The sequence below is a fragment of the Actinomadura livida genome (genome assembly GCF_014648675.1).
Taxonomy (GTDB): domain Bacteria; phylum Actinomycetota; class Actinomycetes; order Streptosporangiales; family Streptosporangiaceae; genus Spirillospora; species Spirillospora livida.
Genome location: NZ_BMRO01000006.1, coordinates 402,186 through 428,616, shown reverse-complemented (window position 1 = coordinate 428,616; position 26,431 = coordinate 402,186). Strand labels below are relative to the sequence as shown.

The window sequence follows — 26,431 nt, the reverse complement described above, 5'->3', positions numbered from 1 at the left end:
ACATCCGAGGGACGCGCCCCGCCGCGGGGCGCGTCCCTCCTCCGTTCCCGCCGCAGTTCGAGTGGTGGGAAAGCGGTGGCGGGGGCTCAGCGCGGCGGGAGCGTCTCCGCGATCGCGCGCAGCGCGGGACGCGGGTCCCCGTCCTGCTCGGCCAGCACCTGGACGGCGACGTGGTCGGCGCCCGCGTCCAGGTGGGCGGACAGCCGTGCGGCCACCGCCGCCGCGTCGCCGTGCGCGACCAGCGCGTCCAGGATCGCGTCGCTGCCGTCCCCGGCGACGTCCTCGTCGGTGAAGCCGAGCCGCTTCCAGTTGGCGACGTAGTTCCGGAGCCGGAAGTAGAAGCCGATCTGCTCCCTGGCCAGCGCGCGGGCCCGCTCGGGATCGGTGCCGAGCACGACCTTCTGCTCCGGGGCGAGGAGCGGGCCGTCGCCCATCGTCTCCCGCGCCAGCCGCGTGTGCTCGGGCGTCGTCAGGTACGGGTGGGCGCCCGCGGCGCGCTCGGCCGCCAGCCGCAGCACCCTCGGCCCCAGCGCGGCGAGCACCCGCCCCTCCACCGGGACCTTCGCCGCGTCGAGCCGGTCGAGGTACCGGACGATCGTCTCGTACGGGCTGCGGTACTCCTGCGTCGCCTCCGGATGGCCGATGCCCGCGCCGAGCACGAACCGGCCTCCGTAGGCGTCGTTGAGCCGGTGGTAGGACTCGGCGACCTCCTCGGCGGGCGTCGTCCACATGTTCACGATGCCGGTCGCGATCACGATGCGGTCGGTCCCGGCCAGCAGCCGCTCGGCGATCTTCATGTCGCCGCGCGGCGACCCGCCGATCCAGATCGTGCCGTAGCCGAGGTCCTCGACGTCCTTCGCCAGTTCGGGGTCGAGTTGGTTCCACGGGCGCCAGATGCCCAGGCGGCCCAGTTCGATCTTCGTCATGTCGCTCCCAACGTGCGGTCCGGTCGTTTCATCCCCCGTTCCCCGGTGCGAGGATGAGACGCGTGACCGACCGGCCCCGGCTGCTGCTGCTCGACGGCCACTCGCTGGCCTACCGGGCGTACTACGCGCTGCCGGTCGAGAACTTCACCACCACCTCGGGGCAGTCGACCAACGTCGTCTACGGGTTCGCGAACATGCTGGCCAACGCGCTGCGCGACGAGCGCCCGACGCACGCGGCGGTCGCGTTCGACGTGTCGCGGTCGACGTTCCGCACCGAGGCGTTCCCCGAGTACAAGGCGACCCGGTCACGCTCGCCGGAGGGGTTCGGCGGCCAGCTGCGGATCCTGGACGAGCTGCTCGCCGCGATGAGCGTCCCGGTGCTGCGGGCGCCCGGCTACGAGGCCGACGACGTGATCGCGTCCCTGACCGCGAGGGCCGGGGCCGAGGGGCTCGACGTCCTCATCATCACCGGGGACCGGGACGTGCTCCAGCTCGTCGGCGACGACGTCACCGTCCTGTACTTCTACCGGACGGCCTCGGAGATGATCCGGTACACGCCGGAGACGGTGCGGGAGAAGTACGGGCTGAGCCCGGCGCAGTATCCGGACTTCGCGGCGCTGCGCGGCGACCCGTCCGACAACCTGCCCGGCATCCCGGGCATCGGCGAGAAGACGGCGGCGAAGTGGGTCCGCGAGTTCGGCTCCCTTGACGCCCTGCTGGACCGGGCGGGCGAGGTGAAGGGGAAGGCGGGGGAGCGGCTGCGCGCGGCGCTGGACACCGTCCGGCTGAACCGGCGGCTGACCGAGCTCGTCCGCGACCTGGACCTTCCGGTGGAGATCGGCGACCTGCGGCGGCGGCCCTACGACGTGGCCGCGTTCACGTCGCTGCTGGACGAGCTGGAGTTCCGCAACCCGAGCCTCCGGCAGCGGCTGTTCGCCGCCGACCCGGGCGGCGGCCGGCCACCGGAGACGACACCGGCGGCCGCGGAGCGGGAGCGGATCGAGGGCCGGGAACTGGACGCGGGCGAGCTGGCGGGCTGGCTGCGGACCCGCGCGACCGGCCTCACCGGGCTGGCCGCCGAGTACACCTGGGCCCGCGGCGAGGGCGGCGTCACCCGGATCGCGCTCGCGACCGGCGACGGGCACGCGGCCTCGTTCGAGCCGCCCGCGCTCACCGCCGCCGACGAGCGCGCGTTCGCCGACTGGCTGGCCGACCCCGCCCGCCCCAAGGCCCTGCACGACGTGAAGTCCCTGCTGCGCGTGTTCGGTGAGCACGGTATCGGTGAGCACGGGCCGATCGCCGGCATCGCCGCCGATACCGCGATGGCCGCCTACCTTCTCCTGCCGGGCCTGGCCGCGTACGGGATCGCCGACCTCGCGGGGCGGCACCTCGGGCGCCGCCCGCCGGAGGGCGGTCCGGCGGGGCTGATGCTGAGCGCCCGCGCCGTCCTCGACCTGGCGGGCGTGTTCGCCGCCGACCTCGCCTCCACGGGCATGGACACGGTGCTGCGCGAGGTGGAGCTGCCCCTGTCGGACCTGCTCGCCAGGGCCGAACGCGCCGGCGTCCACGTCGACGCCGGTCTCCTGGAGGAGCTGGAAGGGCGGTTCGCCGCGGCGATGGAGCGCGCGGCCGACGAGGCCGCGGAGATCGCCGGACGCCGCTTCAACCCCGGCTCGACGAAGCAGCTCCAGGAGGTGCTCTTCGGCGAGCTGGGCCTGCCGAAGACCAAGAAGATCAAGTCCGGCTACTCCACCGACCTCGACGCGCTGACCTGGCTCGCCGCGCAGACCGACAACGGCCTGCCGCAGGTCCTGCTGCGGCACCGCGACCAGGCGCGGCTCCGCACGACCGTCACCGGGCTGATCAGGGAGATCGGCGCGGACGGCCGCATCCACACCACGTTCCGGCAGACGGTCGCCGCCACCGGCCGCCTCACCTCCACCGACCCGAACCTGCAGGTCATCCCCATCCGGACCGGGGAGGGGCGGAGCATCCGCCGGGCGTTCCGGCCCGGCCCGGGCTACGAGTCGCTGATGACGGCCGACTACGGCCAGCTCGAACTGCGCGTCATGGCCCACCTCTCCCAGGACCCGACCCTCCTCGCCGCGTTCGAGTCCGGCGAGGACCTGCACACGACGATGGCCGCCCAGGTTTTCCGGGTGTCCCAGGACGCGGTCACGCCCGAGATGCGACGCAAGATCAAGGCGATGTCGTACGGGCTGGCGTACGGCCTGTCGGCGTTCGGGCTGGCTAAGCAGCTCGGTATCCCGGTCGCGGAGGCGCGCCCGCTGATGGACGCCTACTTCGAGCGGCTCGGCGGCGTCCGCGACTACCTCGACCACGTCGTCGCCGAGGCCCGCGTCACCGGCTACACCCGGACCGTCCTCGGCCGCCGCCGCCACCTGCCGCAGCTGGCGAGCGACGACCGGCGGCGCCGCGAGACCGCCGAGCGGATGGCGCTGAACGCGCCGGTGCAGGGCTCGGCCGCCGACATCGTCAAGATCGCGATGCTGCGGGTGGACGGCGCGCTGACCGCCGCGGGGCTGCGCAGCCGCCTGCTGCTCCAGGTGCACGACGAGATCGTCCTGGAGGTCGCGCCGGGCGAGCGGGACGCGGTGGAGGAGATCGTGCGGACGGGGATGACCACCGCGTACCCGCTCAGCGTCGGGCTGGAGGTCGCCGTCGGCACCGGCCCCGACTGGGACGCGGCCGCCCACTGATTTCATGCCCGCCGACCCGTATCGCCCGCCGTCCCGCGCCGGTACGATCACGTCGCCCCGTCGCTGGGTAGGGGATTCCTGGGGAGGCACGCATGGAGATCGAGATGGTCGTCGAGATCCCCAAGGGATCCCGCAACAAGTACGAGATGGACCACCGGCTCGGCCGCATCCGGCTGGACCGGATGCTGTTCACCTCGACCCAGTACCCGGTCGACTACGGCTACATCCCGGACACCGTCGCCGAGGACGGCGACCCGCTGGACGTGATGGTGCTGCTGGAGGAGCCCACCTTCCCCGGCTGCGAGATCACCGTCCGCAGCGTCGGCGTGTTCTGGATGCACGACGAGGGCGGCCCCGACGCCAAGATCCTCAGCGTCCCGGCCACGGACGTGCGGTACGCGCAGATCCGCGACCTGGAGGACGTCCACGAGCACGTCCGCAACGAGATCGCGCACTTCTTCGACATCTACAAGAACCTGGAACCGCTCAAGAGCACCGACGTGCGCGGCTGGCAGGACCGGCGGGTCGCCGACCAGACGATCGCCGAGGCCGCCGAACGCGCGCGCGACACGACCACGCGGTGATATGGAGCCGGTCGTCGTCGCGGGCGCCGGGCCGGTCGGCCTGGTCACCGCGCTGCTGCTGGCGCGGCACGGCGTGCCGAGCACGGTGCTGGAGGCGGCCGGCCGGCGCGACCCGTCCGGGTCCAGGGCCATCTGCTTCCAGCGGGACGTCCTCGACGTGCTCGACCGGGCCGGCTGCGCCGAGCGGATGATCGCCCGCGGGGTGACGTGGACGACCGGCCGGACCTACCACCGCGGCGACGAGCTGTTCTCGGTCACCTTCCCCGGCACCGGAGGCGGCGCGGTCCCGCCCTGGATCAACATCTCCCAGGCGGAGGTGGAGGGGTACCTAGGCGGCCTCGCGGCCGACGAGCCGCTGATCGACCTCCGGTACGGGCATCCGGTGCGCGGTGTCCGCCAGGACGAGCAGGGCGTGGAGGTCGAGGTCGGCGGCGTCGAGGCGGGCGGTACCGTCCGGGGCAGCCACCTGGTCGGCGCGGACGGCTGCCACAGCACCGTCCGCAAGCTGCTCGGCATCGGCTTCCCCGGGCGGACGTTCACCGACCGGTTCCTCATCTGCGACGTCCGGGCAGAGCTGCCGTTCCCGAGCGAGCGGCGGTTCCACTTCGATCCGGAGTGGAACCCGGGGCGGCAGGTCCTCGTCCACCAGTGCCCGGACGGCACCTGGCGGATCGACTGGCAGGTCGCGCCGGGAGTCGACCTCGACGCCGAACGCGCCTCGGGCGCCCTGGACGCCCGCATCCGGAAGATCGTCGGGGATCTCCCGTACGAGATCGTGTGGGCGACCGTGTACCGGTTCCACGAGCGGTGCGCCACGGCGTTCGGCTCCGGGCGCGCGTTCCTCGCCGGGGACGCCGCCCACCTGTTCGCGCCGTTCGGCGCCCGCGGGCTGAACTCCGGCATCCAGGACGCGGAGAACCTCGCCTGGAAGCTGGCCTTCGTCCACCGGGGCCTGGCCCCCGCGGGCCTGCTCGCGTCCTACGACGCCGAGCGGCGCGCCGCCGCCGAGGAGAACCTCCGCGTCACCACCCGGACGATGGAGTTCCTCGTCCCGCAGACGCCCGCGCAGCGCGCCCACCGGCTGGAGTCGCTGGAGCGGGCGCGGACGCGCCCGGAACCCCGCACCATCATCGACTCGGGCAAGCTCGCCGAGCCGTTCTGGTACCTGGACTCGCCGCTGACCACCCCGTCCGGCCCGCTGGACGGCTTCCCCCGCGAACCGGGGGCGGCCCGCCCGCCCGTGCCCGGCGTCCTCTGCCCGGACGGCCCGTGCACCGTCGGCGGCGAGCGCACCCGCCTGCGCCGCCTGTTCGGCACCGGCTTCGTCGTCCTGACCGCGAACCGCCGGGCACCGCGGCTGCGGACCGCCGTTCCCCACACGGTCCACGCGCTGGACGAGATCGACGCGGACGGGGTCCTCCGGGAGGCGTTGCGGGCCGGGCCGGACACCGTCCATGTCGTCCGCCCGGACGGGCACCTCGCCGCCGTCCTCCCGTCCGCCGACCCCGCGCCGGTGACGGAGGCACTGCACCGCGCCTGCGGACGTTAACCCGCCTCGAGGACGGCGCGGGCGGCGTTGTGCCCCGGGATGCCGCTGACCCCGCCGCCGCGCCGCGCGCCCGCCCCGCACAGCAGCACCCGCGGATGCTCGGTCTCCACGCCCCACCGCCCCCGCTCCGCGGGTTCCTCGGCGAACGGCCACGACAGGTCGCGGTGGAAGATGTGCCCGCCGGGGAGGCCCGCCTCGTCCTCCAGGTCGACGGGCGTCTTGGCCTCCAGGCACGGCGAGCCGTCCGGGGCGCGCAGCAGGCAGTCCCCGATCGGCTCGGCGAGCACCGAGTCGAACGACGCGAGCGTGGCGCGCAGGGCCGCCTCCCGCGCGCCCGCCGGGTCCGCGCGGAAGAGCCGCGCCGGCATGTGCAGGCCGAACAGCGTGAGGGTGTGCGCCCCGGCCGCCCGCAGCTCCGGACCGAGAATGGACGGGTCGGTCAGCGAGTGGCAGTAGACCTCGGCGGGCGGCAGCGCGGGAATCCGGCCGGCCTTGGCCTCCTCGTACGCTCTGGCCAGCTGCGCGCGCCCCTCGTTGATGTGGAAGGTCCCGGCGAACGCCTCCTCCGGCCGGACGGACGGGTCGCGCAGCCGCGGCAGCCGGGAGAGCACCATGTTCACCTTCAGCTGCGACCCCTCGGGCCCGTCCCCGTCCCCGTATCCGGCTTCGCCCGGCATGTTGACCAGCACCCACCGGGCGGAGACGGCGTGCTCGGCGCCCTCGGCGTCCCGGAACGCCACCTCGCCGGACGGGTCGACCGCCAGCACCTCCATCCCCGTCCGCAGCTCCGCGCCGGCCGCGCGGGCGGCGCCGGCCAGCGCCCCGCTCACCGCGCCCATCCCGCCGACCGGCACGTTCCAGTCGCCGGTGCCGTTCCCGATGACGTGGTAGAGGAAGCAGCGGTTGGCCAGCAGTGACGGATCGGCCGGATCGGCGAAGGTGCCGATGAGCGCGTCGGTGAGCACCACCCCGCGTACGGTGTCGCCGGCGAACCGCTCGTCGGCCACCTCCCCGATGGGCCGCTCGAACAGATCTCGCCAGGCGCCGGCGTCGTCCACGACGGCCCGCAGCCCGGCCCGGTCGCACAGCGGCTCCAGCAGCGTCGGCGCGACCCGGGCCGCGACCCGCCCGGCCGTCCCGTAGAACCGCCGCCACGCCTCGGCGTCGGCGCCGAGGGACGCGGCCGTCCGCGCCTCGTCGCCGTTGTCGATCAGCAGCCCGCCGTCGCCGACCGGCGTGTACGACGCGTACCGCCGTCCCCGCAGCTCGATCTTCAGCCCCAGGTCGCGGACGATCCGCGACGGCAGCAGGCTCACGAGGTAGGAGTACCGGGACACCCGCGCGTCCACCCCGGGGAACACCCGCGCCGAGACGGCCAGCCCGCCCAGGTGGCCGAGCCGTTCCAGCACCAGCACCCGCCGCCCGGCCCGGGCCAGGTAGGCGGCCGCGACCAGCCCGTTGTGCCCGCCGCCCGCGATCACGACGTCGTACATGCGCTCAGCCAATCACAGCGGGACGAGAAACGCGTTGGCCGCTGCGCGCCCGGGCGGGATCATGGGGCGCGTGAAGATCCGTCTCGCGTGGGGTGTGGTGGCCTCTGGCCTCGCCGCCTGGGCGGACCGGCCGTCCGGGCCGGTCCGGCTGCCGTGCGGGGCCGACGCGCGCCCGGGGGAGCCCGTCGCGCTCGGACCGGAGGACGCCGCCGAGGCGGACGCCGCGCGCGCCGTCGCCGAGCTCGCCCGTCTCGTCCGGGCCGGGGGAGCGGTCGCGGCGGGGGCCGGCGTGGACCTCGGGGCGGGCTTCCGGTCCGCGCGGCTGGACGGGGCGCGCGGCGACCAGCGGGACGCCGTCCTGGCCGCGCTGCGCGTCCTCGGCCTCCGCGGCGCGGGACGCCTCGGCGACCGGGCCGGGTTCCTCGTGGCGCTGTTCGGGCCCGCGGTGACCAGGCGCGTGGGCGCGGCGGCGGCGCGCGCCGTCGAGGAGGAGCGGTGGGCCGCGCTGCGGCTGGCGGTGGCGGCCAGCGACGTGCTCGGCCCCGAGCAGCTGGAGCGGATCCTCGCGGTGGACGCGCCGCGGGACGTCGACGCCGTCCCGGGCGACCTGCCGTCCGTGCTCGCGCAGCACCTGCGGCGGGTGCTGGAGCCGCTGCCGCGCCCCCGCAGGCTCGACCTGCTCCTCGACCTGTGGGCGCGGGTCCTCGACCACCACGCCGGCCTCGCCCGGCGGAGGCGGCGGCTGGCGACGCAGAGCAGCCGGGACCGGGTCGCCGCCCTGCGCGAGCGGCGCCGCCACCACGATGACGAACGCGTCCTCGTACGGCTCAGGACGGCCCTGGGCGGTATGGCGGAGATCTCGCTCGCGGACGCCGCGCGGTGGACGCCGGGTGCGGACTACTGGCGCGAGCGGCTCGACTGGATCCTCCGGGACGCGCTCGGCGCCACGGCCCTGCTGCGCACCGCGGCCGCGGTCGGCGACCACGGACCGCACGACGGCCTGGCGCGCTCGGCCGCCCTGATCAGCGCGGCGGCGGCGCAGGTGGACGACGCGGTCGCGGCGCACGCGGCGCGGCGCGTGCCCGGCCGCACCGGCATTCCGGCCCGTCCGGCGGCCCACGTCCGGGACCTGCACCGCAAGCTGTCCGGCGACGCGCCGAGAGACGCCGGGTTCGCCGCCTACGTCCGGCCCCGCCTCACCTCCGCCCGCGCCTACGGCCTCGTGGTCATCGAGGACCTTGCGCGGATCATGGACGAAATGATCGGCACCCAGGACGAGCCGCTGCGGACGTGGGCGGCCGCCGGACTGCGGGACTGGCGGGACGCGACCGGATACCGGCGCGCCCCGCACGAGTGGGCCGGCATCCCGCCCTGGTCCGGGCCGCTGCTGGACGGCGCCGAGCCCCTCTACGCGCGGCTCGCCGCCGGGCGGGACCCGGCGGACGCGGAGCTGGTCGGCGATCTGCTCTGGTACGCCGACCTGGTCGACGCGCTCGCCGAGCTGCACGGGCACGACCGGGCGCGGGGCGTGCCGGGGACCGGGGCGCCGTGGCTCGACCACGACCCGGAGCCGGACGCCGAGCCGCCGCCGGCCCCGCGGACGGACTCGGTGACCGGCGCCGTCTCGGGCGCCGGGCAGCTCACCGCGCTCGGCGGCGTCCCGCCGCGCGGCGCGAAGACCTGGGCGGAACTCGTCGGCGGCCTGCTGGCCGGGACCGCGATCGCCGAGGCGCTGACCGGCGGCTTCGCCGTCCCGCCGGTGCTGCTCGCCCGGGACGGCGAGGCCGTGCCGGGCGCGGGCGTCCGCGTGAAGGTGGCGCGCGGTGCCCGCGACCTGGCCGAGTGGTCCGACTACATGGGCAACTGCATCGCCGACCCGTACTACCTGGAGTACGGGGCGAAGGGCCGCATCGCCTTCATGGGGCTCTACGACGCGCACGGGATGCTGGTCGTCAACGCCGAGCTGGCCCCGCTGCGCCCCGCGTCGCGCGGCTGGCGGGTCAACGAGATCGCGGCGAGGTTCAACGCCGACCCGGACCAGGAGCTCGCGCGGCGGTTCCGCGACTGGGTCGCCGCGATTCCCGGCCCCGGCGGGGAGGGGCCGGCCCCGCCGGACGAGCTCCCGCCCGCCCGGCCCGCCCGGCGCCGCCCCGCGCCGCGCGTGGTCGAGGACGCGGGGCCGCCGCTGCGGACGCTCGCGCGGCGCGCCCTGGACGACCTCGCGCCCGGGACGCTCGACGCCTACGCCGCCGTCGCCGCGACACCGCCGGACGCCGCGCCCGTCCGGCTCCGCCGGCTGGGCGCCGCGCAGCTGGCCGCCGCCGTCCGGCGGGCGCTCGACACGGGGACGGCCGACCTGACCGGGCTGTGGGAGGCGACGGGCCGCCGCCCCCTCGCGACCGCGCTGGACGCCCTGGACCCGGCGCTGCGCGACCGCTTCGACCAGCTGCGGCTCCTGCTCGGCGAACCGCCGCTGCCGGGGCAGCTGCGCAGGCTCGTCCGGCTCCCCGTCCTCGCCGACGCCTACACCCTCGACCTCGCGGGGCGCCGGACGCGCCGGGCGATCGGCCGGCTGGCCCGCGCGGACGACCCGGTCATCGCCCGCGCCCTCGCCCGCCGCGCGACCGAGCCGCTGCTGTGCGCCCTGATCGTCGCGGTCAACTGCGACGCCCCCGGGACCGAAATGGCTCCCCTGACGGCGCCGCGGGGTATCCGGGTGCCCGGCTACCCCGCCACCGACCTCGAGAACGAGGACGGCCCGTGGCGGCGCGCCCTGCCCGCCGCCCGCGAGCTCGGCGCCGACACCGCCGTCTTCTGGGACGAGGTCGCCGCGCACGGCCTGCGCGTCCCCGCGTCCTGGCTCGCCTCAGGCGGCTGGCCCGCACTCTGGTCCCGCGCCCACACCCACCGGCACTGACCCGCTCCCGCCGGATCCGGCGGGAGCGCGGGCAACCGTTCGCGGGGTCTCGGCGGTAGTAGTCGGCAGGAACCGTTCAGGAGGTCGGATGCGGGAGAGACCGGACTACGCGGCGTACGTGACGGAGCGGTCGCCGCGGCTGCTGAGAACGGCCTACCTCACCTACCGCTGTTCTTCGGCGTTCACGGTCCCTCTGGTCGACAAGGGCTTCCTGAGAGGCGGCGGCTGCGGGGCGAACGACGGTGCGTCGGCGTACCTGCGGACCACTCCGGGAGTCCCGGTCGCGTTCGAGGTGGTCGCGCTTCCGCTCCCCGTGACGCCGCAGGGACCGGAACGGCCCTGGATCGCGGCCGAGCTCGACCGGTTCCTGGCCGGGTTCCAGCCGGTTCCGGGGAGCTGGAGCGTCCGGGCCTACAGCGGCGAATGCACGAGCGAGACGTGCGCGGACCCGCCCGACGGCCGGGCTACGGGCGGCGGAAGATCGTGATGGAGTGGCCGACGTCGCCGATCGGCTCGGCGGTGGCGATCAGGGGGGTCAGCCGCGGGTCGGACTTGGCGATCAAGGTGTTCGACACCACCAGCAGCCCGCGGACCCGGCCTGGCGGGACGGTGAGCGGGTCCGACGCGCGGATGCCGTAGTAGGAGGGGACGCCCTGGCCCTTGTAGGCGAGCCAGACCTTCTCGCCCGCGTGCCGTTCCCGGAGGCGGTTGGCGAGGCGGCGGAGGTCCTGGCCCCAGTCGACGTTCGAGTCGTGCAGGTGAAGGTGGGTTTTGGCCGGGCCGCCGAACGCCTCGTTGGAGTAGGGCAGGTAGTACGGGTACGTCCGCAGCGAGCTGACCGCTGTGAACAGCACTAACGCGCCCGCGATCGCCGGTGTCCAGCGCCACCGGACGGCGGCCAGGCCGGCCGTCGCCACCGCGAGGAACATCGGGAGGAAGACGGCGTAGCGGACGCCGAGGTCGCGGTCGCCGGTCATGGCCGCGGCCAGCAGCACGGCGGCGGGCAGCAGCACGTACGGCGCGGCGGGGCGGAGCCGCGGCACCGCGAGGAGCGCGGCGCCGCCCGCCGCCCACAGCGCGAGGGTCCCGAGCGGCGTCTTCACCAGCAGCGCGGCGGGGAGGTAGTACCAGAGGGAGCCCTGGTAGACCCGGCCGAACAGGAAGCCGGTCCACTGCAGATCCTCGAAGCCGAACTGGACGCGCATCCCGTCCCGGAACGGCGCCGGGAACGGCAGCAGGCCGGCGGCGAGCCCGCGCAGCCCCCCGATGGACGGCACGTCCGCCGGTGCCGTCCAGCGCAGCCGCGGGTCGACGGCCAGGTAGCTCGCCCACACCACCGCGACCACGAGCACGGTGATCCCGGCGGCCGACGCGGCGCAGGCCGCGAGGAGGCGGCGGCGGGAGACGGCGCGTTCCCGTCCCGCCGACCACACCGAGAGCGCGGCCAGGCCCAGCAGCAGAGGGATCGCGGGCAGCGCGCTCATCTTGGTCGCCACGGCCGCGCCGAGCGCCAGGCCCGCGAGCGGAAGGCAGAGCCGCGGCCGCCGCCGCGCCCGCCACAGCAGCCATGCCGCCGTCAGCAGGAACCCGGCCATCGGCACGTCGAGCGTGGCCAGCGACCCGTGCGCGATGACGTCGGGGGAGAAGGAGTACAGGGCGAGCGCCCCGAGCCCGCCGAGCGGCCCGGCGAGGTCGCGGGCGAACGCGAAGACGACGAGGCCGAACAGCAGCGTCAGGACGACGACCGGGAGTCGCGCCGCCAGCAGCACCCGCTGCGCGTTGTTGCCGGAGCCGTACAGGAAATGCCGTCCGGCCGCGTACTGGCCGCCGGTGTAGGCGGCGTCGAGATGCGCCCCGCTGAGGGCGACCCCGACGCCGATGAGCAGTTTGCCCAGCGGCGGATGCTCGGGGTTGTAGCGCAGGTCGTGCTCGTACACGTAGTACGCGCCCGTCCCCGCGTACACCGGCTCGTCGTTGGTCGGGGACTGCCGCGCGGCGGCGGTGAGCATCGCCGCCGCCATCTGGGCCAGCAGCACCGCGGCGGCGAGGGCGGTCAGCCACCGCCGGTACCGCCGCAGCGCTCCGAAACGGCCCGCCGGCGTCTCGCGCGGAGACGCCGGCGGGTGCCCCTGCTCGGTGGACAGCGAGGTCACGCCACCACTTTCGCATCGGGACGGTTCACGTCACGCCCACATCAGGTCACCACGGCGTCAAGCCGATCGCGGCGGAGGCCGGGGAGCCGTCGTGCACGAGGGACTCGAACCCGCCGACGTCGTCGAACGGGAATCCGTAGGCCCTGCCGTCGGCCATGTTCGCGTGGACGATCCGCGAGTAGTGGTTGGTGACCTCCCGCGTGTAGAACTGCCCGGCGTCGTAGGTGGGCTGGGTGTCCAGGTGGCCGAGCGTCGAGCGGTGCAGTGCCGCGCACAGCGTCCGCGCGATCGGGCCGACCACGTGGTCGTTGGGCGCGTGGAGCCTGCCGTCGCAGCCGAACACGTCCTTGGTGGTGGGCTTCTGGAACGAGGCCACCACGGCGCCCGTGCCGTCGGTGAAGTGCATGACGCCAGCGGCGTCGGTCCGGCCGGAGAACCGCTTCTGCGGCTCGTGCTGGAATGGCACGACGGTCAGCGTGCGCGTTCTGTAGGCGTCCCAGGCACTGCCGATGTACCCGTCGAGGTAGGTGGAGCCGAAAACGCCCGCGTCGATTCCCTTCGCCGGGGAAAGGACGCGGAGCCGCAAACCGTCCGCGCGTGTCGTGACCAGACTGGTCCAGTCTCCGGCCTGGCCTTGTACGGCGTTGAAGATGCGTTCCCGGCCATTCGGTACGAGTACTCCCGTCCGTGTCGTTGCGCCCGCGCCGTTCGTGACCGCGACGGAATGCGGGATGCTGAACATGTCGACCTGGGAACTGTTGAGCCAGAGCCCGTCGGCGTTGAACGTGAATTCACTCCAGTCGAATACGACGTCGTGGTTGGGATCGCTCGGATTCCACGGCGCCGGCTGGACGAGTCCGTCGGGAGTGAGGAAGAAACTGATCTTCTCCCCGATCGAGAAGTACACCCGCCCGGAAAGGCCGCGCGGAATGCGGATCGTCTTCGCCGCGCCATTGGCGGGGCCGCTGATCGAGACGTCGGGAGCGGGGCTCGGCGGGATCGAACCCGCAGGCCAGGGCGTGAACGTCCCCGCCTCGTCGCCATATCCGAGCCGGCCGGTGCCGAGGTTCACGCCGACCACGTACAGGTGCACCTGCCCGGTGCGCCCGGAATTGTTCGTGATGGTCATCGGCAGTACGTCGCGCACCGCCGCGCGCACCGGTGTGAGCGGCGCCTGTAGGAGCACGCCCGCGAGTACGGCCGCGAGGACGACTGCGAGCAGACGGGATTTCCGGGGGGAGCGGGAATGGGGTCGCGGGGGTGGGTACGGCATGCTGGGCCTTCCACAGGAGTTGGCGGGGGGTGGGTCGGGCACCTGCGGATTCTGATCGTCATTGACCATTCCCGGAATGCCGTCCCGCCAATCGGATCAGCCGCCGAAAGCCGTGAGGAATCGGTCGCGAAACGCGTGCATCGGCCAGACCGGGCTGTTCTTCGCGGGCTTGAGCCCGTCCTGCCAGCCCCACCCGGAGATCTTCGCCAGGACCGCCTCGTCCTTGGCGACGACCGTGATCGGCACGTCCCGGCTCGCGCCCTGGCCCGCGAGGACCGGGGACGGCTGGTGGTCGCCGAGGAAGACGAGCACGGTGTCGTCGTCGCCGTAGGTCTCCACGTAGGAGATGAGCGTGTTCAGCGTGTACTCGATCGACTTGCGGTACTCGCCGCGGATCTCGTCCGGCGGGGGCCACGGCGCGTCGTCGCCCTTGCCCATGCCCTGGAAGACCGAGCCGTCGCCGACCTGGTCCCACGGGACCTGGCGGGGGATCGCGGCCCACGGCGCGTGGCTCGACACCAGGGCCGCCTCCGCCATCACGGGGGCGCGGTCGTCGGCCGCGAGCTCGTTGCGCTGGAGGACCGACAGCGTGTACTGGTCGGGCATCGTGGCGAACGCGAAGCGCGGCCCCCGGTAGCCGGTGTTGCGGCTGTCGTACACCTTGTCGTAGCCGAAGAAGCCGCCCTCGGGCCAGGTCCGGGTGATGGCCGGCATGAGCGCGACCGTCCGGGAACCGGCCCGCTGGAACGCCTGGTTGAGGGTGAAGCGGTCGCTGTTGACGAGGGTCCGGTAGCGCTGCTCGTTGTCGACCCACAGGCCCGACAGCAGGGTCGCGTGCGCCAGCCAGCTCCCGCCGCCCGTGGTGGGCGAGGTGAGCCAGCCGCTGCGCGCGGAGAACCCGGCCTCGTCCAGCCGCCGCGTGCCCGCGTCCAGGACGCCGCCGACCTGCGCCGCGTACTCGGGGTGCTCCAGCGCCGAGCGACCGTAGCTCTCCACGAAGGCCAGGACGACGTCCTTGCCGCGCAGCCCCGTCAGCAACTGGTCGGTGGGCGTGCCGCGGAAGGCGTCGACGGCGGCGGCCTCGGCGAACTCCTCCCCGTCGTTCAGGCTGGACCGGACCTGCACGGTGTGGTCGTAGGCGAGCACGGCGGTGCTCCTCGACGCGACCGGCAGGCCGTCGGCCGCCTGGACGCCGAGCGCCGCGCACAGGACCCACACGGTGCCGAGCGCGGCGGCGGCGCGTACCGACGTCCTTCGGTGCCGGGCGGCCACGCGGGCCAGCCGCAGCGCCGACAGCGCCATGAGCACGGCCACGGCGACGGCCAGCACCACCGCGAGGACCAGCACGCCGATCGCGCCCGTCCGGCCGGACGACTTCTCGACGAACTCGACGGCGGGCCCGAGCAGCGGCCAGTCGAGGACGAGGTCGAACGGCCGGAACATCACGGCCTCGAAGCCGATGTCCATCACCTTCAGGACGAGCAGCAGCCCGAGCACGGCGCCCGCCGCCCCGGCGACGTACCGCCGCGCCCTTGCCGGCACCAGGAGGATCAGGGCGACGCCAACGATCCCCTCGACCGGGATCCGCGCGAACGCGGCCGGGGTCAGCCGGGTGAGCTCGGCCGGCGCGACGAGCGCCGCCAGCACGAACAGGAAGGCGGCGGCGGTGCAGGCCCGGCCCGCGATCCGGCGCCACCGCCGCCCGCGGCCCGGCTCCCGGTCCCCGGGCTCCCGGCCGCCGGCCTCCTCCGCGGGCTCGCCGGCGTGCCCGCCGCCGGCGCCCTCGTCGTCCACCCGCTCCATGCGGCTATCGGTGGTGGTGGTCAGCGCGTCCTCCCCTGGTCCGGTCCCCGCCGCAGACGCGACACCTACTGCACGCGGACCGGGCGGAGACCGGTTCAACGTTTCCATGTTCCACCCCGTGGCGGCCATCACGCACCGCCGGTACGACGCCGATGAGCTGTTCGCGTTCAGCCGCGCGCTCGACGGGGCGCGAATTGACCGCCCGGTTTCCTTCGCGGGCATGTCGAGAACGTGCGGGCCGCTCCGACCAATGGGTGAGCGGCGCCGGAGGGGCGCCCAAGGGAGGGATCGACATGAGCAAGGTGACCTGCGACATCGGGATGTCCGTCGACGGCTACGTGGCCGGGCCGAACCAGCGGCTGGACGAGCCGCTCGGCGACAACGGCGAGCGGCTGCACCGGTGGATGTTCGAGGAGCCCGACGCCCACACCGAGGTCATCGAGGCCATCACGGCGGCCGGGGCGTTCGTCATGGGCCGCAACATGTTCGCCTCGGGACGCGGCGAATGGGACCTGGCCTGGAACGGCTGGTGGGGCGAGGAGCCGCCCTACCACGCGCCGGTGTTCGTCCTGACGCACTACCCGCGCGAGCCCGTCCCCATGAAGGGCGGCACGACGTTCAACTTCGTCACCGGCGGCATCGAGGCCGCGCTGGCGCAGGCGAGGGAGGCCGCCGGCGACCAGGACGTCGCGATCTGCGGCGGAGCGCAGACGGTGAACCAGTACCTCGCGGCGGGCCTGATCGACGAGCTGCGCCTGCACATCGCCCCGATGGTCCTCGGCGCGGGGGAGCGGCTGTTCACCGGCGTCGGCGACCTGCGGCTCGAACCGGCCGCCGTGTCCGGCACCGGCATGGTGACCCACGTGACCTACCGGATCGCCCGGTAGCCCCTACCTCGGCGGGCCGCCGCCGCACCCGCCGGTGCGGCGGGCGCCCGGCCGGGATGGAGTTGCTAGTATTAGCAATTGCCATATTTGGTAAGCCGATCACCCAATCAGCAGAAACGCCGTCGGGTGGACCCAGTATCACCGGCCGGCCGCTGCGGAGACCCCGAGGGGCCGCCTGCCGTGAGCACGCCGCTGTACCAGCTCAAGGCCGAGTTCTTCAAGACGCTCGGGCACCCGGCCCGGATCCGCGTGCTGGAGCTGCTGAGCGAGCGCGACCACGCGGTCGCCGAGATGCTGCCGGAGGTCGGGATCGAGCCGGCCCACCTGTCCCAGCAGCTCGCCGTGCTGCGCCGGGCGGGACTGGTCGTCTCCCGCAAGGAGGGGGTCACGGTCATCTACTCGCTGACCAGCCCCCAGATCGCCGACCTCCTCGCGGTCGCGCGGTCGATCCTCACCGGGGTGCTCACGGGGCAGGCGGAGCTCCTGGACGACCTGCGCGCCGACCGCCCGCCGGGCGAGCGCCGGTCCCGGTAGCGCGGGCGGGTCGCGCCCGCCCGTTCGTTGCACACCTCAACGATTGCTAATATTGGCAATTGCGCAGGATGCGAAGATTCTCGCAGCCGCGCGGACCTGTCCGCCATCGCACGTCGGGGAACCCGGTGAGAGAGCTGCTCCGCAAGATCATCAGGACCGGTCGGGTCGCCGAGGACCCGCCCGCGCGCCCCCGGGGCACCGTGCCCGGGGCCGCGGGCGAACTGCGGGGCTCGGTCCAGATCCGGCACGTGGACGCCGGGTCCTGCAACGGCTGCGAGGTCGAGATCGCCTCGGCGTTCGGGCCCGTCCACGACGCCGAGCGCTACGGGGCGCGGCTGGTCGCGTCGCCCAGGCACGCCGACGCGCTGCTGGTGACCGGGCCGGTGACCCGCAACATGCGGGTGGCGCTGCGGCGCACCTACGAGGCGGTGCCGGAGCCGAAGGTCGTGGTGGCGCTCGGCGACTGCGCCCGCGGCTGCGGCGTGTTCGCCGAGGCGTACGGGGTGGCGGGCCCGGTGGACGACGTCGTCCCGGTCGACGCCGAGGTGCCCGGCTGCCCGCCGGAGCCGGAGGCGATCGTCGCGGCGCTGCGCGGGCTCACCGGCCGATGACGAACCCGACCGGTGCCGCGTTCTGCGCGGCACTGGCGCTCGGACTGCTCGCCGCCGCCGCTGCCGCGCTCCCGCGCCGGGTCCGCCCGGCGGCGGTGGGCGGGGCGACGGCCGCCGCGGGGGCAGCCGCGGTCGCCGCCGGCCTCTCCGCGATGGCCGGCCGCCCCTGGTCGGCGTGGCTGCCGGACCTGCTGCCCCTGGCCGGCGTGCGGCTGGCGGTCGATCCGCTGGGCGGGCTGTTCATCGCCGTGACCGGCGCGGTCGCGGTGTGCGCCGCCGTGTACGCGGCCGGCTACAGCCGTCCGGGCCGGGACGGGCCGGACGCCGGGCACGGGCTGGACGGCGGGCACGGGCTGGACGGCCGGGCCGTGCAGGCCATGCTGCCGCTGTTCGTGCTGGCGATGCTGCTGGTGCCCGCCGCGGCGAGCGTGACCACGTTCCTGCTCGCCTGGGAGCTCATGGCGATCACGTCGCTGCTGCTGGTCGTCGCCGAGCACCGGCGGCGCGCGTCGGTGGGGGAGGCCGGGCTCTGGTACGCGGTCATGACCCACCTTGGGCTGGTCGCGATCCTCGCGGGCCTCGCCGGATTCGCCGCCGCGTCCCACGGCGAGTCGTTCGACCGGCTGCGGGAGGCAGCGGACGGCCTGCCCCCGGCCGTGCGGAGCGCCGTCTTCGTCGCGACGCTGGCCGGGTTCGCCTCCAAGGCGGGCATCGTGCCGCTGCACGTCTGGCTGCCGCGCGCCCACCCCGAGGCGCCCAGCCACGTGTCCGCGCTGATGAGCGCGGCGATGGTGAACATGGGCGTGTACGGGATCGTCCGGGTGGGGCTGGACCTGCTCGGCGGCGGGCCGGCGTGGTGGTGGCTGATCGTCCTCGCGGCCGGTGCCGTGTCGGCCCTGTACGGAATCCTCCAGGCGGTGGTGGCCACCGATCTGAAGCGGCTGCTGGCCTACTCGACCTGCGAGAACATGGGCCTGGTCCTGGTCGGCGTGGGCGCGGCGGGCCTGCTGTCGGTCTCGGGCGCCCGCACCATGGCGGCGCTCGCGCTGACCGCGGCGATGCTGCACGTGGTCAACCACGCGGGCTTCAAGACCCTGCTGTTCCTCGCCGCCGGGTCGGTGCTGCGCGCGACCGGGACCCGGGACCTGGACGCCCTCGGCGGCCTGCGCTCGCCGATGCCGGCCACGACCGCGCTGTTCGGCGTCGGGGCGCTGATGGCCTCGGCGCTGCCGCCGGGCAGCGCGTTCGTCAGCGAGTGGCTGCTGCTGCAGAGCCTCGTCCACGCGCTCCCCGAGGGCGGCACGGTCGCCGCCGTCACCATGCCGGTCGCGGTCGCGGTGGTGGCGCTGTCCGCGGGCCTCGCCATCGCCGCGTTCACCAAGGCGTTCGGCGTCGGGTTCCTGGCGCGTCCCCGCGGCGCGGGCGCCGAGCGGGCGCACGAGAGCCCCCCGGCGATGATCGCCGGGATGGTCCTGGCCGCCGCGGGCTGCGTCGTCGCCGCGCTGGCGCCGGGGCTGATCGCCGACGGGCTGTCCCGCGCCGTCGGTGTCGCGGCGGCGGTGGCCGGGCCGGCCGCCGACCCCGTCACCGGCCCCGTCGTGCTCCGGCCGGCCGGGATGCCGAGCACCATGTCCCCGCTCCTGATCACCGTCGCGCTGCTGGTCGCGGCCGTCGTGCTGATCGGGGTGCTGCGGGCGGCCGCGGCCGGCCGGGCCCGCCGCCGGGCCCGGCCGTGGGACTGCGGCGCCGGACCGGCCTCCGCGCGGATGGAGTACACCGCCACCTCGTTCGCCGAGCCGCTGGTGCGGGTGTTCGACGACGTCCTCGCGCCCGATACCGACCTGGACGTCACCCCGGTCGAGGAGTCGGCGTACCTGATCGACAGCGTCCGCTACCGGACCGAGGTCGCCGACCGGGTCGAGCACCGGCTGTACCGGCCGGTGCTGGCGGCGGCCCGCTGGACCGGCCGCGCCGCCCGCCCGCTGGCGAACGGCAGCGTCCACCGCTACGTCGGCTACGGCTTCTACGCCTTCACCGCGATGCTGATCGTCCTGGCGGTGACCCGATGAGCGCCGCGGGGACCGTCGGCGCGGTCGCCCAGGTCCTGCTGGTGGCGGCGGGCGCGCCGCTGCTGGTGGGGGTGATGCGGCAGGTCCGGGCACGGCTGGAGGGACGCGCCGGGGCCGGCGTCGCCCAGCCGTGGCGCGACCTGCGCAAGCTGCTGCGCAAGGAGCCGATCGCCCCGCACGGCACCGGCGTGCTGTTCCGCGCGGCGCCGCTGGTGCTGGCGGGCGCCGCGCTCGTCGCCGCCGGGGTGGTCCCGCTCGTCACCACCGCCTCGCCGCTGGACGGCATCGCGGACCTGTTCGCGGTGATCGCGCTGCTGGCGCTCGGCACGGTGTTCCTCGCGCTCGCCGGCCTGGACACCGCGACCGCGTTCGGCGGCATGGGCGCCAGCCGCGAGATGGTCGTGCTGGCGCTGGTGGAGCCGACGATCCTGCTTTCGGTGTTCGCGCTGTCGGCGCGGGTCGGCTCCACGAACCTCGGTGAGATCGTCACCACCACGCTCCACGACCCGCAGCTCGTGGTGTCCCCGGTGAGCCTGCTCGCGGCGGTGGCGCTGGCCATCGTCACGATCGCCGAGACGGGGCGCATCCCGGTGGACAACCCGTCCACCCACCTGGAGCTGACGATGATCCACGAGGCGATGGTGCTGGAGTACGCCGGGCCGGACCTCGCCCTCGTCGAATGGGCGTCGGCGATGCGGCTCACGGTGCTGCTCGGCCTGTTCGCCAACCTCTTCGCGCCCTGGGGCATCGCCGGGACGTCGCTGCTCATGCTGCCGGTCGCGCTGCTGGCGTTCAGCGCCAAGGTCGTCGTCCTGGGCGGCGCCCTCGCCGCCGGTGAGGTGTTCATGGCCAAGCTGCGGATGTTCCGCGTCCCCGAACTGCTGGCCGGCTCGTTCCTGATGGCGCTGCTCGCCGTCGCCGCCTCGTTCTTCCTGGCGGGGCCATGAGCGGCGGCCTCTACGTCCACGCCCTCGACATGGCCGTCGGCGCCCTGCTGCTGGCGGGCGTCCTCGCGCTGTGGCGGCGCGACCTGGCGGCCATCGTCCGGCTGTTCGCCGTCCAGGGCGCGGCCCTGGCCGCCCTCGTCGCCGTCCTCGGGCTGCACGAGGGCCACGCGGCGACGGTCGCGCTGGCCGCCGGGATCCTGGTGCTGCGCGCCGCCGTGCTGCCGCTGATGCTGCGCCGGGCGATGCTCGCCGGCGGGGCGTTCCGGGAGACCGAGCCGCTGGTGAACGTGGCCTCGTCGCTGGTCGCCGCCGCGCTGCTGGCGCTGCTGTCGTTCGCCGTGACGCGCCCGGTGGTGGAGCTGGCGCCGTCCCCGGCCACCCGCGCCGTGCCGGTGGCGCTCACCGTCGTCCTGCTGGGGTTCTTCGTACTGGTCACCCGGCGCCGCGCGCTCTCCCAGGTGGCGGGGTTCCTGATGATGGACAACGGCATCACGGCCGTCGCGTTCCTGACCACCACGGGCGTGCCGTTCATCGTGGAGCTCGGCATGTCGCTGGACGTGCTGCTGGCGGTGCTGGTGCTCCAGATCCTCACGTCCCGCATCCGCGACGTGTTCGGCGACAGCGACCTGGACGACCTGCGGGAGCTGCACGACTGATGATGACGACGATCCTGCTCACCGCCCCGGTCGCCGTGCCGGTGCTGGCCGCCTGCGGGTACGCCGCGCTCGGGTGGCGCCGCGGCACGGCGTGGCTCGCCCCCGCCGCCGCGGCCGGCGTGCTGGCGGCGGCGGTCTGCCTCGCGGTCCTGGCGGCGGACCGGCCGCGCACCGGGCTCGGCGGGCTGCTGCGCGCCGACGCCCTCACCGCGCTGATGCTGCTCGTGATCGGCGCGGTGGCGCTGCCGGCGATGCTCGCGAGCCCGTCCTACCTGGCCGCCGAGCGGGCGGCGGGTCGCGCCACCCCCGCCGACGCGCGCCGGTACGGGGTGCTGACGCAGGGGTTCATCGCCTCGATGGCGCTGGCCGTGCTGGCGTCCAGCCTCGGTGTCCTGTGGGTCGCGGTGGAGGCGACCACGATCGTCACCGCGTTCCTCGTCGGGCACCGCCGCACGCGCAACGCCGTCGAGGCCGCGTGGAAGTACGTGGTGATCTGCTCGGCCGGGATCGCGCTGGCGCTGCTCGGCATCGTCCTGCTGCACTTCGCGGCGCGGCACGCGCACGTCCCGTCGTCCGGCGCGCTCGACTGGGCCCGGCTGACGGCGCACGCCGCGTCCCTCGACCCGGACGTGACCCGCATCGCGGTGGCGCTGCTGATCCTCGGGTTCGGCGCCAAGGCCGGGCTCGCCCCGCTGCACGCCTGGCTGCCGGACGCGCACGGCCAGGCCCCCGCCCCGGTGTCCGCGCTGATGTCGGGCGTCCTGCTCTCGGTGGCGCTGTACGCCGTCCTGCGCGTGAAGGTGATCGCCGACGTCGCGCTCGGCGCCGGCTTCGCCCGGACGCTGCTGCTGATCGTCGCCCTGGCCTCCGTGGCGGTGGCGGCCGCGCTGCTGCTCGCCCAGCGGGACCTCAAGCGGATGCTCGCCTACTCCAGCATCGAGCACATGGGCCTGCTGGCCCTCGGCACCGCGATCGGGACGCGGCTCGCCATGGCCGCGGTCCTGCTGCACATCCTCGGCCACGGGCTCGCCAAGGCGGTCTCGTTCCTGGCGGCGGGCCGCGTCCAGCAGTCCTTGGGGACCAGCCGCATCGACGCCGTCCGGGCCCTGGGCGGCCGGGCACCGGTGCTCTCCTTCTTCCTCGGCGCCGGGCTGCTGGCCCTGCTGGGATTCCCGCCGTTCACCCTCTTCGCCACCGAGGTCGCGATGGTGCGTGCCGGGTTCGCCACCGGCCTCGGCTGGGCCGTGACGGCCGCGCTCGTGCTCACACTGGTCGTCATGGCCGCCGTCTCCGCCCGGATGGCCGGAATGCTGCTGGGCTCCCGCCCCGACGCCCCCGGAGCCGCCGCGCTCCCCGCGACCGGGTCGGCCGCCACCGGGCTCCGGCCGCCGCGCGTGCTCACCGCCGCGATGGGCGCGGGCCTCGCCGCCTGCGCGCTCATCGGCGTGACCGCCTGGCCGCTCCGCCCGCTCCTCGACGCCGCCACCGACATCGTTACGGGGGTCTCCGGATGACTTCGGACGAACGCCGCACGACCGACATCGACGCCGGTGCCCTCCCGGAGCGGGCCGCCGCGCTCCTCGGCCGCGGCGACCGGCTCGCGCTCACCGCCGCCCACCACGACCCCGACGCGCTGCGCGTGGTGTACCTGTTCACCGGGGCGTCCCCGGACCGGCGCACCGAGCTGCAGGTCCGGCTCGACCCCGGCCGGCCCTCCCTGCCGAGCCTCGCCGGGCTCAGCTTCCCCGCCGGGCGGTTCGAACGCGAGATGCGCGACCTGTACGGGATCGTCCCCGAGGACCATCCGCTGCCGCGCCGCCTCGTCCGGCACCACCACTGGCCCCGCGGCTGGTACCCGATGCGCGCCGACGCCGGGCCGCCGCCGGAGTTCGGCGACCCCGAGGGCCCCTACCCGTTCGTCACCGTCGAGGGCCCCGGCGTGTACGAGATCCCGGTCGGGCCCGTCCACGCGGGCATGATCGGCCCCGGCCACTTCCGGTTCTCCGTCGTCGGCGAGAGCATCCTCAAGCTCAAGGCGCGGCTGTGGTTCGTGCACCGGGGCCTGGAGAAGCTCTTCCACGGCCGCCTGCCCGGCGACGCGCTGCCGATCGCCGAACGCGTCAGCGGCGACACCACCGTCGGCCACGCCCTGGCCTTCTGCATGGCGGTCGAGGACGCCACCGGCATCGAGGTCTCCCCGGGCGCCCGGCGGATGCGGGCGATGCTCCTGGAGCTCGAACGCCTCTACAACCACGTCACCGACCTCGGCGCGCTGTGCAACGACGTCGGCTACTCCATCATGAACTCCCAGTTCGGCCGCATCCGCGAAAGCCTGCTGCGCCTGAACGCCGAAGTCACCGGGCACCGCCTCCTGCGCGGCGGCGTCGTGCTGGGCGGCGCCGCCCTGCGCACCATCCCCGCGCCCGCGCGGCTGACCGCCATCGCCGAGGACGCCGCCGAACTCGCCCGCCTGGCCCTCTCCCACACCGTGGTCGCCGACCGCTTCACCGGCACCGCCGAACTCCCCGCCGAGGCGGCCCGCGATCTGGGAACGCTCGGCTACGTCGCCCGCGCGAGCGGCCTCGACACCGACGCCCGCCGCGACCACCCGTTCACCGACCTCCGCCCCTCCCTGCGCGTCGCGACCCGCGGCACCGGCGACGTCCTGGCCCGCTTCCAGGTCCGCGCCGAGGAGATCGCCGTCTCCGCCGCGCTCATCGGGGACCTGGCCTACGGCATGTCGCCGGGCGTGGTCACCTACTGGCCGCCGCTGGCCCCGCCCGCCGCCCCCGTCTCCGGCGTCGGCATCGTCGAGGGCTGGCGCGGCACCATCGTCCACCGGGTCGAACTGGCCCCCGGCGGCACCCTCACCCGCACCAAGATCGTCGACCCGTCCTTCTTCAACTGGCCGGCCCTCCCGATCGCCCTGAACGGCGTGATCGTCCCCGACTTCCCCCTGGTCAACAAGAGCTTCAACCTCTCCTACGCCGGCAACGACCTGTAGGACGCTCCCGGATCGCCGGCCGAGGCCGAGCCGATGACGGGATGATTAATGCCCGCACAGAGGGTATGGCGCTGACCACGTTCGGTGATCGCGCCGCCGCCGTGCGGGGTCGTGCGCGGTCGCGGCCGATAGGAGTCTGCTCATGACCGTGGGAGCCGGGGAGCCCATCCCCGCGGCGAGTCCGGTGATCGGCGACGCGGAGATCGAGGCGGCGGTCCGCGTGCTGCGCGGCGGACGGGTCGTGCAGGGGCCGGAGGTCGCGGCGTTCGAGGACGAGTTCGCCGGGCTGGTCGCCGGGCGGTACTGCGTCGCGGTCAGCTCGGGGACGGCCGCGCTGCATCTGGCGCTGCTGGCGCTGGGCGTCGGCCCCGGGGACGAGGTGATCGTGCCGTCGTTCACGTTCGCGGCCACCGCCAACGCCGTGCGGCTGGTGGGCGCCACGCCCGTGTTCGCCGACATCGAGGCGGATTCGTTCTGCCTCGATCCGGACGCCGCCGCGGCCGCGGTCGGGCCGCGCACGGCGGCGATCATGCCCGTCCACCTGTACGGGCACCCGGCGGCGGTGGACCGGCTCGTCCCGCTCGCCGAGCGGCACGGTCTCGCGGTCGTGGAGGACGCGGCGCAGGCGCACGCCGCCGCGCTGCACGGCATTCCGGCGGGTGCCCTGGGCACGGCCGGCTGCTTCAGCTTCTACCCGACCAAGAACATGCACGCCCTGGAGGGCGGCATGGTCACCACCGCGGACGCGGGGACCGCGCGGACGCTGCGGCTGCTGCGCAACCAGGGCATGGAGCAGCGGTACGCGAACGAGATCGTCGGCGTGAACGCCCGGATGACGGACGTGGCCGCCGCCGTCGGGCGCGAGCAGTTGAAGCGGCTCGCGGACTGGACGGAGCGGCGGCGCGCCAACGCCGCGTTCCTCGACGCGAAGATCACCGGTGCCGTGCCGCCGCCGGTCGCGGCCGGCGCGCGGCACGTCTACCACCAGTACACGGTCCGCGTCCGCGGCCGGGACGGGGCGCGGCGGCATCTGGACGAGCGGCGCGTGGGGAGCGCCGTCTACTACCCGGCGCCCGTGCACCGCCTCGCGCCCTTCCTGCGGGACGGGCGGCCGGATCCGCGCTGGGACCTGCCCGAGACCGATCGCGCGGCGGCGGAGGTCCTGTCGCTGCCGGTGCATCCGGCCCTCACCGGGGAGGAGCTGATCCGGGTGGCGGACGCGGTGAACGAGGCCGGAGGGGTTCCGTGACCCCGCTGCGGGCGGGCCTGGTCGGGCTGGGGGCGATGGGCCGCAACCACGCCCGGGTGCTGTCCGCGCTGGACGGCGTGGAACTGGCCGGGGTCGTGGACCCGGCGGGGCGGCCGGAGACCGCCCCGTACGGGGTGCCCCTCGTGGGCTCACTGGACGAACTGCTCGCGCTCGGCATCGACTACGCGGTGGTGGCCTGCCCGACGGCACTGCACGAGGAGGTCGGGCTGCGGCTGGCCGAGGCCGGGGCGGCCGCGCTGATCGAGAAGCCGCTGGCGGACTCGGTGGCGGCGGCGGAGCGGCTGACGACGGCGTTCGAGTCGCGGGGCCTGGTCGCGGGCGTCGGGCACATCGAGCGGTACAACCCGGCGCTGCAGAGCCTGCGGGCCCGGCTGGAGGCGGGCGAGCTGGGCGAGGTCTTCCAGGTGGTCACGCGCCGGCAGGGGCCGTTCCCGCACCGGATCGCCGACGTCGGGGTCGTCAAGGACCTCGCCACCCACGACATCGACCTGACCGCGTGGGTCACCGGCCAGGAGTACGTGTCGATCTCCGCGCACACGGTGGCGCGCAGCGGGCGCCCGCACGAGGACATGGTCGCCGCCGTCGGCCGCCTCGCGGACGACTCGATGGTGAGCCACCTGGTGAACTGGCTGAGCCCGCTCAAGGAGCGCACCACGGTCGTCACCGGGGAGCGCGGCTGCTGCGTCGCCGACACCCTCACCGCCGACCTGACGTTCTACGCGAACGGCGAGATCGGCACCCAGTGGGAGGCGCTGCGGACGTTCGTCGGCGTCTCGCAGGGCGACATGATCCGGTACGCGATCCCGAAGCCGGAGCCGCTGCTGACCGAGCACGAGCGGTTCAGGGACGCCGTCCGCGCGGGCACCGGAGCCGCGGGCGGCGTCTCGGGCGCTCCCGCCGCGGGCATCGTGTCGCTGCGGGAGGGGCTGCGCACCGTGCAGGTCTCGGTGGCCGTGCTGGAGTCGGCGAAGCTCGGCGGGACGGTCTCGCTGCAGGACGGGGAGGTGCTGGGTGTCGGCTGAACGCGCGAACCGT

The 26,431-nt window shown here is 74.8% G+C and carries 20 protein-coding genes; 15 read left to right on the top strand and 5 right to left on the bottom strand.

Annotation, left to right across the window (positions count from 1 at the left end; genetic code table 11):
- Window positions 1–86 precede the first annotated feature (86 nt).
- A complete protein-coding gene (locus IEZ03_RS17045) occupies window positions 87–926 on the bottom strand; it encodes an LLM class F420-dependent oxidoreductase (RefSeq protein WP_184883374.1) in 840 nt (279 codons plus the stop codon).
- Between the two features lie 53 nt (window positions 927–979).
- Here IEZ03_RS17045 and polA point away from each other — a divergent pair, with 53 nt between their 5' ends.
- The 3 genes from polA to IEZ03_RS17030 all read left to right on the top strand — a co-directional run bounded on the left by polA (window position 980) and on the right by IEZ03_RS17030 (window position 5,779).
- Entirely contained in the window at window positions 980–3,646 is a 2,667-nt protein-coding gene (gene polA / locus IEZ03_RS17040; protein WP_184883376.1) for a DNA polymerase I, read from the top strand.
- A gap of 92 nt (window positions 3,647–3,738) precedes the next feature.
- A complete protein-coding gene (locus IEZ03_RS17035) occupies window positions 3,739–4,230 on the top strand; it encodes an inorganic diphosphatase (protein ID WP_184883378.1) in 492 nt (163 codons plus the stop codon).
- A gap of 1 nt (window position 4,231) precedes the next feature.
- Window positions 4,232–5,779: an FAD-dependent monooxygenase gene (locus tag IEZ03_RS17030; protein WP_184883380.1), complete on the top strand. Its 1,548-nt coding sequence runs from the start codon at window positions 4,232–4,234 to the stop codon at window positions 5,777–5,779.
- Here IEZ03_RS17030 and IEZ03_RS17025 read toward each other — a convergent pair.
- Window positions 5,776–7,272 carry a phytoene desaturase family protein gene (locus tag IEZ03_RS17025; RefSeq protein WP_184883382.1) on the bottom strand — a complete coding sequence of 499 codons (1,497 nt, stop codon included), beginning with the start codon at window positions 7,270–7,272 and terminating at the stop codon, window positions 5,776–5,778. The two genes, IEZ03_RS17030 and IEZ03_RS17025, sit on opposite strands and share 4 nt — an antisense overlap.
- A 70-nt stretch (window positions 7,273–7,342) precedes the next feature.
- On the opposite strand from IEZ03_RS17025, the gene IEZ03_RS17020 reads away from it, so the two are divergent.
- Complete coding sequence (locus IEZ03_RS17020) at window positions 7,343–10,189, top strand: hypothetical protein (RefSeq protein WP_184883384.1); 2,847 nt, start codon at window positions 7,343–7,345, stop codon at window positions 10,187–10,189.
- Between the two features lie 88 nt (window positions 10,190–10,277).
- Complete coding sequence (locus IEZ03_RS17015; protein WP_184883386.1) at window positions 10,278–10,676, top strand: hypothetical protein; 399 nt, start codon at window positions 10,278–10,280, stop codon at window positions 10,674–10,676.
- Here the strand turns inward: IEZ03_RS17015 and IEZ03_RS17010 are convergent.
- The 3 genes from IEZ03_RS17010 to IEZ03_RS17000 form a co-directional block, all read right to left on the bottom strand.
- Window positions 10,654–12,342 (bottom strand): ArnT family glycosyltransferase, encoded by a 1,689-nt coding sequence (locus IEZ03_RS17010; protein WP_221480664.1) that lies wholly within the window; start codon window positions 12,340–12,342, stop codon window positions 10,654–10,656. The two genes, IEZ03_RS17015 and IEZ03_RS17010, sit on opposite strands and share 23 nt — an antisense overlap.
- 46 nt (window positions 12,343–12,388) lie before the next feature.
- Window positions 12,389–13,528 carry a beta-1,3-glucanase family protein gene (locus tag IEZ03_RS17005; protein WP_221480665.1) on the bottom strand — a complete coding sequence of 380 codons (1,140 nt, stop codon included), beginning with the start codon at window positions 13,526–13,528 and terminating at the stop codon, window positions 12,389–12,391.
- Between the two features lie 183 nt (window positions 13,529–13,711).
- Window positions 13,712–15,418, bottom strand: coding sequence for a sulfatase-like hydrolase/transferase (locus IEZ03_RS17000; RefSeq protein ID WP_184883390.1), 1,707 nt, complete (start codon window positions 15,416–15,418; stop codon window positions 13,712–13,714).
- A 293-nt stretch (window positions 15,419–15,711) separates the two neighbouring features.
- Here IEZ03_RS17000 and IEZ03_RS16995 point away from each other — a divergent pair, with 293 nt between their 5' ends.
- From IEZ03_RS16995 to IEZ03_RS16950, 10 genes are all read left to right on the top strand, one after another.
- Complete coding sequence (locus tag IEZ03_RS16995) at window positions 15,712–16,305, top strand: dihydrofolate reductase family protein (RefSeq protein ID WP_184883392.1); 594 nt, start codon at window positions 15,712–15,714, stop codon at window positions 16,303–16,305.
- Window positions 16,306–16,485: 180 nt separating this feature from the next.
- A complete protein-coding gene (locus IEZ03_RS16990) occupies window positions 16,486–16,839 on the top strand; it encodes an ArsR/SmtB family transcription factor (RefSeq protein WP_184883394.1) in 354 nt (117 codons plus the stop codon).
- 125 nt (window positions 16,840–16,964) lie between these two features.
- Window positions 16,965–17,450 carry an NADH-quinone oxidoreductase subunit B family protein gene (locus tag IEZ03_RS16985; RefSeq protein ID WP_229808340.1) on the top strand — a complete coding sequence of 162 codons (486 nt, stop codon included), beginning with the start codon at window positions 16,965–16,967 and terminating at the stop codon, window positions 17,448–17,450.
- Window positions 17,447–19,519, top strand: a complete 2,073-nt coding sequence (locus tag IEZ03_RS16980; RefSeq protein ID WP_184883397.1) for a proton-conducting transporter transmembrane domain-containing protein — start codon at window positions 17,447–17,449, stop codon at window positions 19,517–19,519. Before IEZ03_RS16985 ends, IEZ03_RS16980 begins: the two co-directional genes overlap by 4 nt.
- Window positions 19,516–20,466, top strand: a complete 951-nt coding sequence (locus tag IEZ03_RS16975) for a respiratory chain complex I subunit 1 family protein (RefSeq protein ID WP_184883399.1) — start codon at window positions 19,516–19,518, stop codon at window positions 20,464–20,466. Before IEZ03_RS16980 ends, IEZ03_RS16975 begins: the two co-directional genes overlap by 4 nt.
- Window positions 20,463–21,122, top strand: a complete 660-nt coding sequence (locus IEZ03_RS16970; RefSeq protein ID WP_184883401.1) for a hypothetical protein — start codon at window positions 20,463–20,465, stop codon at window positions 21,120–21,122. The genes IEZ03_RS16975 and IEZ03_RS16970 overlap by 4 nt, the downstream gene beginning before the upstream one ends.
- On the top strand, window positions 21,122–22,636 hold the full coding sequence (locus IEZ03_RS16965; protein WP_184883403.1) for a proton-conducting transporter transmembrane domain-containing protein: 1,515 nt from the start codon (window positions 21,122–21,124) through the stop codon (window positions 22,634–22,636). Before IEZ03_RS16970 ends, IEZ03_RS16965 begins: the two co-directional genes overlap by 1 nt.
- Window positions 22,633–24,126, top strand: a complete 1,494-nt coding sequence (locus IEZ03_RS16960) for a hydrogenase large subunit (RefSeq protein WP_184883405.1) — start codon at window positions 22,633–22,635, stop codon at window positions 24,124–24,126. Before IEZ03_RS16965 ends, IEZ03_RS16960 begins: the two co-directional genes overlap by 4 nt.
- Before the next feature lie 142 nt (window positions 24,127–24,268).
- Window positions 24,269–25,375, top strand: coding sequence for a DegT/DnrJ/EryC1/StrS family aminotransferase (locus IEZ03_RS16955; RefSeq protein ID WP_184883407.1), 1,107 nt, complete (start codon window positions 24,269–24,271; stop codon window positions 25,373–25,375).
- Window positions 25,372–26,418 (top strand): Gfo/Idh/MocA family protein, encoded by a 1,047-nt coding sequence (locus tag IEZ03_RS16950; RefSeq protein WP_184883409.1) that lies wholly within the window; start codon window positions 25,372–25,374, stop codon window positions 26,416–26,418. Before IEZ03_RS16955 ends, IEZ03_RS16950 begins: the two co-directional genes overlap by 4 nt.
- The last annotated feature ends 13 nt before the right edge of the window (window positions 26,419–26,431 follow it).